3 protein-coding genes are annotated in these 15,051 nt (G+C 62.3%); 1 reads left to right on the top strand and 2 read right to left on the bottom strand.

The window, feature by feature from the left end; all coding sequences use genetic code 11:
* On the top strand, positions 1-310 hold a 310-nt coding region (locus BLU09_RS32235), incomplete at its 5' end, for an integrase core domain-containing protein (RefSeq protein ID WP_143043236.1).
* 511 nt (positions 311-821) lie between these two features.
* Here BLU09_RS32235 and BLU09_RS38450 read toward each other — a convergent pair.
* Positions 822-1,205, bottom strand: a complete 384-nt coding sequence (locus BLU09_RS38450) for a hypothetical protein (protein ID WP_143043237.1) — start codon at positions 1,203-1,205, stop codon at positions 822-824.
* 9 nt (positions 1,206-1,214) lie between these two features.
* Entirely contained in the window at positions 1,215-14,555 is a 13,341-nt protein-coding gene (locus BLU09_RS32240) for an RHS repeat-associated core domain-containing protein (protein ID WP_143043238.1), read from the bottom strand.
* Between the last annotated feature and the right edge of the window lie 496 nt (positions 14,556-15,051).

Consider the following 15,051-nt stretch of genomic DNA (forward strand, 5'->3'; position numbering starts at 1 on the left):
CTCGAACCCCATTGAGTGGCTGACCGACAACGGCCCGGCCTACACAGCCCATGAGACGCGCGAATTTGGGAGCAGCCTGGGCCTGCTCATCCGCACCACGCCGGCCTACTCCCCCGAGAGCAATGGCATGGCGGAGTCCTTCGTGAAGAGCTTCAAGCGCGACTACGTGTACCTGGCCCGACTGGACAGCGCCGAGGCAGTCCTCCAGCAGCTCCCCGCCTGGTTTCACGACTACAACACCGTGCACCCTCACAAGGCGCTGAAGATGCGCTCCCCGAGAGAGTTTCGACTCGCCGCTTCACCCCTCTGACCATGTCCGATTTGACGGGGGCAACTCCAAACCGCACACCGCGCTGCGCGGAAACCTCCTTCAGAGTCAGTTCGCTCGTCTCGAAGGCTTCATCGACCCGGTATCACTCCTGCTTCTCCACTGGTTTCAACATGCATGCCAGGGGCCACGGCGGCGACTCCTCACTCAGCACCCCTCAGCACGTCATTGGCCGGACGCTTACGTAGCTCATCGATGCGTGAGTTGGGATGTGTCTGCACTCGAAACAGCACGTCGGCCAGTACTCCTCGGGATTGACGCCGTTGGCCTGCAGGTGGCCACCAGAGCGTGGAGTCCAGCGAGATTCTCTCCACACCCTGGGTTCGCCCCATAGCCGTACCCGTCCTCATCCGCGCGCCCACGGCCCGATACGCCGCTAACCAAGGCCCTCGAGCCCTCGGAAGCGCTTTGGGAATCTGGTCGTCATGATGCACCCATGACGCTGCGATGGAATTTTCGGCAGTCACAAAGAAAGTTGAGGCAATTGAACCAATCAGCGCCCTCCGCTTATTGCCTGAAATTCCACAGACTCACACACAACATAGGCAAGTCGGTGCCCATCGACCATGGGCAATACAGACTCAGAAGATGAATCCTCGTCGGCAAGTCCAAACAGAAAAACAGAGGACCCTGCCGGCATCCCCTCTTTCATCCACCCCAAACCATCAGGTAAATTCTCACGAGGATAGCACTCCAGAAGACCATACGACTCTAGTCGAGTCGTCACGCAAAGCACATATACGCCTAGACATCGCATTGCCCCTACTCGATATCCATCACAATCGAGCATGTCAAATATTGCAACATCGGCAACATAGCCAGTGAGTACCAATTCAGGCTCTTGTCTATGAAAAGCATCCCGCAGCTGCTCGTACATAGCTCGCTCCTACTTGAAATGCGCTGCTTCCTTCTCTGCTTCCGTCATTGCCGAAAGTGGCTTGAATCTTCCATCGGGCAACATGTACTCCTTCGGGTTGACAGAATTGACCTGTGTTGTTGGATTCTGGTTTGAGTATTTTCCAATCGGCGCATTCGGATTGGCCGAATGGTAACGGACTTCAACTTTCCCTCCTGGTGCATTGGCAATGCCCTTGAACTTGGCATTGTTATGGAAATATATGTCTTTCGAAAGATCGAACTTCAGCTTCATGCCGGTTAGTCCATTTTTCGTTTTCGGATTTTGCCCCGGAAGCTCATAGGCGTTCCATGATTTCGCCGCATCGATTGCGGCATCAACCTCAGCATCATTGAAATCCGGAAGGCTTGGCTGTGTCGCCCCGCTCTGGCTTGGAGCCGGCGTCGACGGAGATTGGGCCGGACCTGCCCCTCCTGCAGGGTATGAGTTCCCGGCGCTCATCTGCATCGGCCGAGATGAGGTCGCCAAGTCCTCTGCTTCGTCGGCCGCCCTCAGCGCTCCATTAGGCACACCAGCCGGAGCCAATTCTGGAACATTTGGCGTACCAGACGGGAGACTATTAATTAGCGCCCTGGTGCCGGTGGCGAGCTCCAGCGCCCCAAATACTCCTCCAGCCGCACCAGGCAGCGCTTCGACACACTCACTCGTCCCCTTGTCATCTGGCCCTTGCGATATATGCGCTCGATAGCATTTCTGGGCAGCTCTGGTGATATTGCCGCCAATCCCGTCTACTGCCCCATCAAAGCTATTCTTCGCAAGGACAGCGCCTGTGCGGCTCGGCCCCTTTGCCAAGGTTTCGAGGACACGTTCCCGATTCTCCAGGGCCTGGAAGGCGCGCTCTTTGTAATACGCATCCGGCTTGGGCTGCAGGCTCCAATTCCCGTCAAGGTAATATCCTTCCCTGTCAAGTCGGCTCAGCGAGAAGGCCCGAACGGCGTACTCATATGCGGTCAGTGTCCCATTAACTCCCTGCCGGGCTATTTCCTTTGCAGAGGTTTTTGCACCTGCCCACGTCAGCTCTCGACCATCCGGGTCCACATACCGCAACGGATTAGCGGCCGTGTACAGCCACGGATTCAGCTCATTAGGCGCTCCAAGATAAGCCCCAGCCCCCACCGGATCCTCGGACAGGAACCGCCCCGTAGCCGAGTCATACCAACGCTGCTGGGCGTAGGTGAGTCCGGCTTCGGCGTCCCAGGCATGGCCCGTGTATCCAATGCTGGCTTGCGCAGCCGTCGGGGCGATTCCTTTGCGGTACCCACCCCAGGCGTCGAACTGAGTCGTAGTGAGGGTACCGTCAGTCTTGAGCCGGCCTACCGCGCTCCCGAGCCCATCATGCAAAATGCGGTCTCCGCCAGTAGCCACTACCAGTCCAGCTGCACGCTGGTACATTAGTGGCTCCGCACCTGGCAGTTGCTCCTCAATCAACGAACTCCCACTCCACAGGTACTTTGTGACGCTGTCGCCATTTGAGCGGGAACGACGTAGTCCGGCGTAATCATACGAGTATGTGAGTTTTTGCTGCCGATCGCCATCCACCAAATCCATTTCAACAAGTCGGCCGGCCGCATCAAAATACATCCAACGCGTGAGTGCTCCTTGCGCATCGCGCACCACACGTCCTGCACGGTTTGTTGAGTAGCTCGCAACGACGATGTCTGTAGGGACATCGCCAGGTGGTAGATTCAAAGCCTTTTTCCGAATCTCACGTAGAGAACCGGGCGCGTCAGAGGTGTCGTAGTGATACGTCAGGTGTTCCTGCGGATGCGTTACCGCCTCGAAAGCCCCTTTCCCCAAGGGGCCTGCATATGCAGAGACAATTTTTTCTGCAAGTCGCGAACCATCATTCGACAGGCTATAGACGACCGACTGCCCCTCTGGGTAGCGCACCCCGGTCAAGCGATCGGCGGCATCGTATCCAAATTGCGTCGTCTCGACCGTTTCCGAGCCCTGCCTGCTCACCAGTTCAGATAGCCTGTTGTCACGCTCGTCATATTCGTAGCTAAAGCGGAGCAAAGGCGAAGCAATTGGGCTGGCGCAGTTCTCAGGAAGCGGTGAGTGCGTTATCGATTTGATTCGACCGCGCGCATCATAGCAATATGACTGCTTGTTTGATGCGTCCCCCAGCGATGATAGGCGCTCGCCGCCAGCCTCCCAGTCAACATCAAGCGCACGCCCATTGGTCAAAATCACCGTATCCAGTCGTTGGTATCCATCGACCGCATACTGAACAATCCCTGCGGGAGATTGCAGTGATTTCAATGCGCCACTGTCGTGATAGCTATAGAGAATCAAGCTTTCGCCGTCGCTGTTGGTCCAAAGACGGTCGCGCAAGTCGTAATCGAGCTTACGAACAACTAGGTTGTTGCCACGGCGTTCAGTCGCCTGTCGCAATTGATCGAGGCCGTTGAAAGCATAATCAACTGACTCGATATCCTTAAACGTCCGCGAAACACCTGAGGCGTCCGCCTGAGGGGCAGCCGGCTTGAACAATTCTCGAACAACACGACCGCGCCCATCGAGAATTCTCTCGACGCGCTCTCCCAGTGGATTCAGTATCTCTGTACTTCCGTTCCGCCACGTAGTGTTCCAGGTTGACGTTCCGCGACTGCGCGAGCGCTCACGCCCAAGTGAGTCGTACTTGAATGCCGAAGAAGGCGTGACGGATCCTACTGGAGGATTGATGTCGGCAATGTGTCCGAAGGCGTCATAGGTGTACTCGAATGTTCCTATGTCAGCATTAGACACCCGGAGCAACTCACCGTTTGGCCCATAGCCATAATTCCACGCGCTTCTTTCAGTCTCTGAGTCAGCTGCATGCCAGACCTGAGTGGCGTTTCCGGCGCTGTCGTGCGCGGCATAGCGGGTGCTCCTAACGTCATTGTCGCGCCCATACTTCTCTGTCTCCAATAGCCCCCGAGCATTGAATGCCAGCATGCGGATGCGTAGATCGGGAGTTGTAACAGACCTAGGCAGGCCATCCGCATAGTAGGTATATGCAGTCAACTCCTGGCCGAAGCGCATTCCTTTGACGCGTCCGCTTGTTTCGTAGGTCCACGTTCGTGCGGCAACATCGGCATCGAAGCCGAAGGAGGCTTCCCACATCGATTTCCCGTCGGCATAGAAGTCCCATTGGTCCGTGCCGCCGCCCTGGGTGCGCCGAACAGCATTGCCGAGGCTGTCAAACTGGGTCGTTACAGTCCTGCCTCCCAGATCCGTAGTTCCCCATGTCCACGAATTAACAGCCGTAGATTGCCGACCGTTCCATTGCGTGCTCGTCTCGTAGCGGTATTCGCGCCCTTGCGAGGACCACGCTTCAACTTCATTTCGCGCACGCCCACGGTCATCGATAGCGTTTGTGGCCTCGCGAGACACCACGAGCAAGGACTGGCCCTCTGCAGTTTCCTGCCTTTTCACCCAAGCGCCGTCGTATCGAGTACGTACAGTGTGCGCCTCATAATCCTTTTGCTCCCAGAACTCTTCTTCAACCAGTCCGCGGGCATTTTGAGTTCGGGTAATGGTGGTGGAGTGTGGAGCGTACTCCTTTTCTACACCACCACCAAGGTACTCGAAGCGCCACTCGGCCAGTGCGCCATCCGGACTGCTTGGGTCCAGGGCCTGGGTGCGACGCTCGATCCGCCCCAGAGCGTCATAGTACATTTCCAACTGAGCATTAATCTGCGGTCCGACTCGTCTGCGAACTCGACCTTGCTCATCATGATAATACTCAATCGTGCCAGTCGCGGGGGCGCTAGCCCTTAAGAGGTTGCCAGCCGCGTCATACTCCCACGTCGTTTCTCGACTGAACGTCGAGGGATCGGTGTGTTTAACTTGTCGACCGAGCGCATCATGGCTCCAGGAATGTATGGCAAGCTGTCCGTCAACCGTCTCCTGCATTGTTCGAACACGTCCGAGCGTGTCGACCGTATAAGTCCTAACCTCCTGCCGGTCTGAAGCCTCGTCTCTGCCGTTCAGGGTCCTTGTCACGACGGTCGTGGTCGTGCCCGAGGATGAGTCGCTATAGGCATGCGTCTCGAGCAGGGTTCTTGTCCCATGAACCGACTGAACTGTGCGCTCGTGTCGCGTCAGGCGCCCCATGACGTCGGCATACTCATAAGTGTCACGGAGCTCCGTCTCGTAATCTTCCTGGAGCGTTACCCTACCCGCCTCATCGTATTCAGTCCGTGAATTGATGCCACCTTGGCTATCTACATGGCTGGCAACCCTTCGTTCGCGACCAAGTGCATCCACCGTCGACTCAACAATGTGCGGCCTTCGAACGGAACCGTCCTTGAGTGATCCAAACGTACGTTCGACAACGGCACCCGACGCGTTCAGGACGACGGACTCGACATCGGAGAACGTGCAGTCACCCGAACAGCCAGGGTCATTGATCTTCGATTCATATTCCCAACGGACTGCGCGCCCAAGAGCGTCGTAGCCGATACGTGTCCGCAATCCATTGCTATCCGTTTCTTCAACAACCTTTCCGTCTTCATCGAGCGAGTACGTGTAAAGAGAGACCGAATCGACCTTCTCTCCCGTCAAACGTCCTGCAGAGTCGTAGACGAACTCATGGAGTTTCCCTCGTTCATCTTGGAACGAGCGCAGCTGAGTCCCCAGGTAGCCAGTGTAGCGCACTGTTGCCGGCTGATCGTCCCGGCCATAGTGAACGGTCTCTTCGCGCTTGAGCCCCTCCCGGGTAATCGTCTTGCGAATCTGCGTCCGGCCCCAATGTCCAAGAGGAAGCGATTCCGTGACAGTCAGTTCATCGTCACCAAGCTCATACGAATAGCTCCACTCCTGCGAGGGCTGACCTGCCACATTTCGCGTGAGCACCCGTCCGACTGAGTCATAGGCCAAATCCACCCGCGCCCCGGTGGTCTCATTGTGTTCTGAAACGCGGTTCCCCAGGTCGTCGTAGCTGTAGGCAATGGTATAGCGAAGCAAACCTCCGGTAGGTGTTTCAGTACCGTGCTCAGGGTGCGTCACTGTCACGTGCGTGGGCAGGCCCAGCGGTTGGTTCTCGTGCCCCGAGTAGAGCAACGTGTTGCCCGCCGGATCTTCTCCTTCGATGACCACGCCGTCTGGATCAGGGAACTGGGACGCGGCGAATGCAGTCCCAAACGCCCCATCGCTGATGGTGACCCCCATCGGATCACCTGCGTTCGTCAGTGGCGTGCTTACGGAAGCTTGTTGAGCCCCCCCCTTAAGCACCGTCATGCTGGTTATGCGACCAGTCGCCTCGTGACGAGACTGGACGGACCACAGTTCGGCCGAGGCGCCTACACCCGGTATGGGGATGCTGTTTGGAGGCGCTTCCTCAAGCAACTTACGATCGAGCTGCATCCTGTTGTTGTGCTCATTCCGGATGCTGCGCCCCGATGGTGACGCTGAGACTTCCATCTGCACAGGGCCGCCACGGGCATCACTGCCCCATGCCATCGTGCTGGGGCCCAAATCCGGGACGCGCACTGCGTTCGTGTTCCCGTAGGCATTGAGCTGAAGTGTGACTTCGACGCCATCCGGACGGTGGATTTTTCGGGTCGAGGAATCAGGCGCAACAATGCGCCAGCCCGGGCTGGGCATCCCCGTTCCATGTACTGAGGTCACCACTTCCCGCACATCCAAGTGCGCGTAGGTGCCTTGCGAAGCTGTACGACCGTACGTCACTTGCCACTGGACCTTGCGCTCGCCTCCCATCGGAGGGCTCAGGAAGTACTTTGCTGTCGCCAATTCATTGGAGGCGAGCCACTGCTTGTATCCAGACATGTCCGCGGGAAGTGGAAGATACGCGTACTCCCACGACTGCGTTGCGTTCGAATCCGTCCCGGGCGTTGCGGTGGGAAGGGACGTTGAAACCCTGGTGACGCGGGTCAGGTTTCCGCGTTCGTCGTGCCCGAACTCCAGGCTGTGCAAGACCTTTTCGTCAGAGATGAGGACCAGTTCCACCGACTTGAGGAGCTTGAACCCTTCATTCCGCGACAGGTTCCGCAGTCGATAGGCGACGGCAGGATTCGCAACATCAATGGCTTCGTAGTCAAACTCGAGGCGCAGCTTGCCGGGAGAGCGCTCCACGGAGTCCAGGAGCGTGTCCTCGGCCCGGTAAACCAGCTTCGTCCACCCTTCGTCGTCTTCCCGTCCGCGACCGTTGTGGAACCTGTCGAGCAGCCAGCGCCGCCGCATCTTTGGCGAAGAGCCACGAGCCAATGTTCCAAACTCGTAGACGAACCCATCAGGGGTCTTCACCACCACGACGTTCAGGCCATCGCGCTTCACCAACGTCACATCCAGCCCATGTGAACGGTCGGTAGCGCAGCTATCCGCAGTAGATTCCTCTTCGTCGATGGCACCGCACAGTGGAACGTCGTACGCCTGCCCTGCGAGCACGACGGTATAACGCCCAACCTTCTCCTCTTGGACGTAGCCCTCGTAGCTGTGCGTCCAGCCCACGCCCGTGGGCCCTACGCGACTGCTCTGGTTGTTGTAGGTACGCGCGAAGCGGACCACCTCGGCCATGTGTGGAACGGAGAAATCCTCGTGCTCGAATGCGAGGTGGCCGTCGGCTACGTTGATGCCCTGAATGGTCGCTTGGCCCGGCGCTCGGGCATTCGCTCCCTCGAAACGGCCTTGCGGACGCCCCAGCCTCTGGACGAGGTGACGAGGCTCGGGAAGCTCAATCTCTTGGACCAGGTAGAACCGCCTCCCTGCGGTAAGGGCACCTGGCATCGAGACCATGTTTGCGGGAATTGGAACCTGGAAGAACCGGGCCGCGTTGAGCCCCACCTCGTCGAGTTGTTCGAGCTTCTGCTGCGTTGTCCCTGTTTCGCCAACGACTCGATAGGCGCCGCTGCCGAGCAACTCCACATCCGCCTGCTTGAGAAGGGTGTCCGCGGCGCAGTTTTCGGACGTGCACACCTTCACCCGCCCTCGGTGGATGACGCCCGGGTCAAGGGCGAACCGAGCAACGGCGGGCGTCGAAACGGGCCGGTCGGTCACTGCCTGACCTTGGGCATCGACTTCGACAGACCGCTCGGCCGTAAAGGCGCTGCCGGCCTTCAGCAGGTCGATGCGCGGAGACACGCCCATTAAGTTGAAGCGATAGAGGACGTTCTCGGCGTTTCCGCTGAGATACAACTCCATGTACAGGATGTCATTCGCCGCGAGGACGTCGTCAATGAACTCGTTGTCGCACGAGCCCACCAACGCGCCGTCGTCGAAGCTGACATCACACTCCACTCCATATTGGTCGCTACCGAAGCGCACCACATAGTCGCCAGTCAGCGTCCCGGCACGCCCGGGTTCGTCGGGCTCCAAGAGGGCCGCGAGGAACCTGTAGGCAAGGTCGTCGAGAGCCGCCTCCGTGGACTCTTCGCTTCCCACGTCGCGTTGGCCGACGCTGTTCTGGGCCACGACTCGTGGATTGGTCAGATCGAGCACGCGGAATTCGTGCTCACGGTCGCGGTCGTACCGCAGGACCCGGAAGCCATCTGGGTCCATGCTGGAATAGACGTTCTTCAGCCCGAGCGCTCGTGAGGGCATCCCAGGCAGGTCAACCTCCTCCGATTCCGTAAAGTCGGGCGGACTCGAATTGCGCTCACTCGGAGCAAGAACGCCATCGCCGTCGAGGTCTCGAGGAAACACCTGATGCCCAACGACGTGGAGGTAGAAATTGGCGCGCGGCAGACTGCCCACGGTCATCTGCTGACCGTCAGCTCCCATGATTCGCATCGCGGCCTGGAGCGCGCCAGAGCCTCGGCCCGGCACCACCGCGAACTGCGTCACCTCGGGCTGCTCCATAGCGGAGTCCGTGACGCGCACCACCCGCCCCGCCAGCGGCGGAACGCCAGCAGGCACGTCCTGGAGATCCTGGCTACGGAGGCACGCGGCCTGCTTGGTCGCGGAGGCCGCCGCGCCTGGCCCGTACTCCGAGCACGTTTCGAGCAGCACGCCCGAGATACCGACATCCCGCAGGACGTTCGGCGTGCAATTCGGATTGGCACTACCATCCGGTCCGCTGCCTGCCCCGCATTGGGACACGCCGCCGTCCACTCTGTCCGGGGGTAGCCCCGCGTCGATGGGCGACGTCCGCACACCGCCGTCTTCACTACGCCACTCAACCGGAGCCATCGTCCGAACACGCCAGTGGGTGTCCAGGTGCACGTAGTTGTCACGCGTCGTGGCGGCGCCGCCATGACGGACGAGCGTCGGCGGCAGGTCCTGCTGAATGCCCCCGGCCTCGGCACTGCGCCAGATGCGCACGTCGATTTCCGGCGGGAAGAGGTACACCGGCGCATCAATGCCGAGCTGCGCCACCGAACAGCGCGACAGTTGCACTGTCTGGCCGAACTCCACGACCTTCAGCGGCCCCAGCTCATCGTCCAGTGCGCAGCGTCCAGTCTCATCCAACTGCTTCTTGGAGATGGGCGGAACGGGTAGCCGCGTCATTCCGGTGTGACCCGTCGCATGGTTGACCGCGACGACGACCAGCGGCTCACCGGCGGTCAACCGCAGGAAGTTGGTGTGATTGTCGCGACACTCCGTCTCGTAGAAGGCGCGGTCGGCCTCGCTCAGGTGACTGGGGGCAGGCGCACTCGGGTCATAGACGAGGGCGGGGTTGAGCTCTCGGCAGCGCTCCCGGATGACACGCTTGAAGGGCGTCGTGGGCCCCATGCGAACTCTCGCATAACGACCTTGCGGATCGCGCTGTCCCTGCGGTGCCGGCGCGCACTCGTTGTCGGGCACGCCCACCGTGAACTGGGCAATGGGGCGCGTCAGGTCATCCCCACGGAAGAAGTGGACCTCCGTCTGTGAAATGTCCGCATTGGCAATGGAGACATATGCCCCCGCATCCGGGCTGTACTCGCTGGATGCGTTTGCCTCGCAGTCGTGACGCAGCGCCCGGCCTTCTCGGTCCACGAAGTGCAACGCTCCGTGGAGCAGCCGGGCATCCACGAGCAGATCCGCGCGGACCTGGCTTCCCGAGCTGACCGTAAAGGTAGGTGAGCAGGTCGGGTAGCTCGCGGAAACCATGGACTGAACGACGGGGGCGCCCGTCGCCGTGTCACGCCCGAGCACGGGCCTGGCGCCGAGCGGCACATCCGCACAGGCAATGCCCATTGAGGCGCCAGCGGGAACCGACACAGGAATGGCGAACTCCCCCGTAGCGCCCGTCACCCCACTCATCGTCGGACCGGGCCCCGTGACGGTGACGCGCATGCCCGGGAAGCGAACCACGGAGTGCATCTCCTCCGTGCCCGCAGTGGCCTGTTCATCCAGTTTGAAGACGAGCCGATACGGAGCTCCCCCAGTGCCGCCATCGCCTGCTGCTCCTGCATCGGGCGCGGTTCCCGCCTCCGGATCCACCGGAACCGTCTCAACCTGGAGGATGTAGGTCCGCAGCTCGCTCCCAGTGCGTCCGCGCAAGAAGATGGTGGTGGTTCCGCGCGACAGTTCGACATTGCCAGTCAGTGTGACTTCCGTCTGATCCTCAGCCTGGCTGCTCGCGGCCCAGACCTCTCCTGCCGGCGGAGCGATCTCGGAACCATTCGCCGCCTTCGCGGAGAGCATGGCGTCGATGCGCGCCCCTGACGCCCCTGTCGCGACGCGTGTCACCTGCATCGACACGGGCATTCGGTAGGGCAAGGCCACCTGACGGGGAACGGCGATGAAACGCTGCGTGTCCTTCGACAGGCCCACGGCAATCCGACGGTCCTCAGGGGCGCGGAGTGCACCGACCACCGTCGCGGGCACCTGGTTCTGGATGGACTGGTCCAGTTGCGAATAGACCTGGGTTCCTGGCGGGTACTGCGCGTGGGCTTCGCTCAAGAGCGCATCGAGCGCCTGCTTCCAGAGCGGCCCCATGGGACGTGCGGGCAACTGCCCAGGGAACAGGGTTCCCTGCATGCCACCGTCGTCCGGGGACGCCCCCTGCCCGCCCATGTTCGCCAGGGCGTCATTCACGATGGTGTGCTGCTCGTCGGTGAGCATCATGTAGCCGATGACTTCCACCGAGCGGAGGTCCAGCGGGGTCTCCGTCCGGACGTACGCGCCGTCGGCGGATACCCGCGCCAGGCCCATGCGCGCCAGCGTGTGATTGCGCGGCTCGTGTGCGAGCACGACAGCGAAGTGCCCCGCCCCCTTCGACGTGACGTTCGGGAACTGGAGCATGAGCGGCTTCTGGACGCGAAGTCCGGCCGGCCCGATCTGCCAGACGGCGGTGGGCGTCGAATGGCTCCCCAGCTTCATCGGCAGCGTCACGGCTTCGAGCCGGGTCGCCGTCAACATTCCCTGCGTCTGGCCATTCTCGAACAGGAGTGCGTCGGCGCTGCCATCCAGGGTCAAGCCCTCGTGCCGCGACGAGAAATCCACGTGCAGCGCAGCAGTCGTATCCACGCGCACCGCGCTGTCGGTATCCACGGCCGTCAACGCGACCGGAACGTCCACCGTCTCCTCTTCCGCGGTGACGGTCAGCAGGCGCCGCACCGTCGGGAGCGGCCTCCCATCCTGGCTCGTTCCCCCCTCGTAGCGCAGAACCTGAGGTCCAGACACCGAGGTACTGAGGGACCAGTTGCCATCCGCCCCCGTGCGGACCGACTCTCCAGTGCCCTCCATGACCACGCGGGCGCCAGGAAGCGGCTGGAAGCTGTCGTCCATCACGAAGCCGCGAATCCGCGTCAGCGGACGGCGCACGGTCAGTTCGCTACGGAAGTCGTCGGCCTGCCCGGGCCCCACCGCGGCGTGGAGGTCCGACACACGGATCTCGAGCGGCTCGCTCTCGGGAAGTGGCGAGCGCGCGATGAAAGTCGCAGTCTGTCCACCCGGCGCGAGTGAATAGCCTCCAGGCAGGTCGGCGCCTCGATGGAGCACTCGGAATCCGGTACGAACCGACTCCAGCGTCGCCGCCTTGTTGAAGGACACGCTGATGAGCGCATCTGTCTTGACGTTCACCGCACCGGGTTCCGGCTGGACGCCGGTCACGACCAGCGGTTCCGTCGCGGGGTCCCGATAGAACACCGTCACGGAGTTCGTTGCGGAGAAGCCCCGGACATCCGTGGCGGTCACCGTGAGCGTGTTCTCCCCCAGGGCCAGCGGCACGTGCGCCGCATAGATTCCGGGGGACTCCTCGGCCGCCAGTCCCGTTCCGATCCGCACCTCGCTCAGCGCCGCGAAGGCGACCACGCGAGCCCGGACACGAACCGTCGCCGCCGGAGCCTCGCTTCCACTTGCGGGCTCGAGCACGGTGATGACCGGGGGCGCGTTCTCGACGTTCAGCACGACGTTGCGGTGCTTCTGGTTGCCAGCCCGGTCGCTCGCGACCACGTTCACGACGGTCTGGCCCATGGACAGCGGCACGGCCGCACTGAAGCTGCCTCCCATCACCGTGACGGGCACCCCCTGGACCGTGACTCCCGCGAGGTGCTTGTCACCCGCAATGCCCTGAATCAGGTAGGGAGACTCACTCACGGTAACAGGGCTCGCTGCAGGTCGCGTCACCTCCAGCATGGGCGCAGTCCGGTCCACGGTCACCGTGCGCGTCGTGCTCGCGGTCCGCTCGTCCGCGTCCGTGACGACGAGGGTCAGCGTGTGGTCACCTTCGGGCAGCGAAAGTGACTGGCTGAAGCTGCGCACCATCATCGTCGCGGCGACACCGTTGATCTTCACGTCGAGGGGGAGCGTGCCGCCCTCCACCTGCCCCACCACTGCCAGGCTCTCGCCACCCAGCACCGCATCGGGGGACGGCATGTCCACACGGAGCACGGGTGCGGATGAACCCGTACCCGCGTCGGTTCCGGGCGTCCCGGAGTCGACTTGAGGCTCACTGCCCGCATCCGTGCCGCTCCCGGCATCCGGCAGGGTCCCCGCGTCCGTGGAGCCCCCGTCGGGCTCCGAGACGACCCGCGTCACGTTGATGATGCGCTCCGTCTGGAGTCCGTAGCCATCCATGGCCACGACGCGAAGCGTCTGGTGTCCGGGCGTGAGCTGAACGGTTCGAACGAAGGCCCCATCCCCCGAGACAGCGGCCAGAGAACCGGCGACCACCACCGTGACGGAGTCCTCGGTGTCCTCGACGGATGCCGTGCCACGCACCGTCACCGTCCGCTCCTCGGTCTGTGTATCCGACGTAGGTTCAGTCACCGTCAGGTTCGGAGCCCTTCCATTCGCACGCACATGGATGGTGCGAGCGGCGGAGAGGTTGATGGCGTCCGTCACCAGGAGCTCCAACGTGTTGTCTCCCTGGCTCAAGGCATGGTCGATCTCGAAGGAGCCATCCGCAGTCACCTGGATGGGCGCTCCGTTCAAGGTGAGCACCACCGGCGAGGTGTCGGTCGCGGTGCCACGGACCTTGACGGACAGCCCACCGATGCGGGCCCCCGCCGAGGGGCTGGTCACGACCAGTTGGGGCGGCGTGGAGTCCCGCAACACGGTGAGCGTGGCGGTATCGGCATTGCCGGCAGCATCCATCGCCGAGACAACGAGGTGGTTGGCGCCCTCGGTCAGCGCCATGGTCCGCCGCCACAGCCCATCGCCGCCACGGACTAGGTCCTGGCCGCCCACCTTCACGCTGGCGACGACATTGGCCTCTACGACGGACGCGACGAGCTCGACCTGCTCCTCCTGGGTGACGAGGCCCGCGACAGGCGACTGCACGACCAACTCCGGGGGCACGGAGTCGATGACGAAGCTCCGCTGGACCACCTCGGTGTTCCCGGCCCGGTCCACCGCCGTGACCACCAGGACGTGTGGCCCATCACCTGAAACGCTGCCGCCACTGGAGAAAGGCAGGCCATCCAGAGTGGCCGTCGCCGTGTCGAGGTGCGCATCCTCCACGGTGTAGGTCAGCACCACGGGGCCACGGACGTACTGCCCCTCTGAAACGCCGGAGACCGTCACCACCGGCTTCTGGTCGTCGAGCGTCACGGCACGGCAGCTGCGCCGCACGTTGCCGCAGGCATCTCGCGCCGTCGTGACCAGGGCGTTCTGCCCCGGAGTCAGCGGCACGGAGGCACTCCACGTCCCCGACGTCAGGGTCGCGGGAACACCGTTGACCTCCACGCGGGTGACGTCGAGTCCCGCGGTACCGCTCACCTCCCAGGGCGTGGCGGTTGCCAGCGTGCCATCCTGGGGTGACGTCAGCTCGAACATCGGCGCGAGCGTGTCGACATCCAACACGCGGGCCTGGATGGACGAACCCTGGCCGCCGGAGAGCTCGACCTTCAGCGTATTCGCCATCAGCAGGGGCACTTGGATGACGCGAGGGCGGAACGGCCCCGCCTCGGGACTGAGGCGCATGACGACGCGCTCGTTCAACACCACCTGGCCAACGAGCGAGTTGCCATTCCGTGCCTCCACCACCAGGACGCCCTGAGCCCCGGGGCCTGCCCCATGGAAGCTCCGGGACACGCGCGCAGGGGCACCCCGCCCGCGCTCGACGGTCACATCGAGCAACGTGCAAGGCAACTTGGACAGGTGAGCCACGGATGCGCGGGCGGAGCTGCCACCGGTGGCTCGAACCTCGAGCTGATTGCTCGCGCTCAGCCACACGGGGACGGCTTTCAAGCCCTCGCCACTGCCCGCGAAGGCGACGCGCTGCCCATCGAGAAGCACCTCGGCGGTTCCCGCCGCCCCCTGCCCCAGCCCATCTCCATGCTGGAGGGCGAGCAGGCCCCATTCGCCTGCGCTCGCGGCAAACGTCGTCGCGACCGGAGTGCCCGTGGACTCAACCGGTCCCGCCACCCAGTCGGCGGAGTGCCCTTCGGGCTCCACTTCCGCGCAAACGTCTGTGGGAGCCGCGTCAGCCGCCTCG

It is taken from the genome of Myxococcus virescens (genome assembly GCF_900101905.1).
Classification (GTDB): Bacteria; Myxococcota; Myxococcia; order Myxococcales; family Myxococcaceae; genus Myxococcus; species Myxococcus virescens.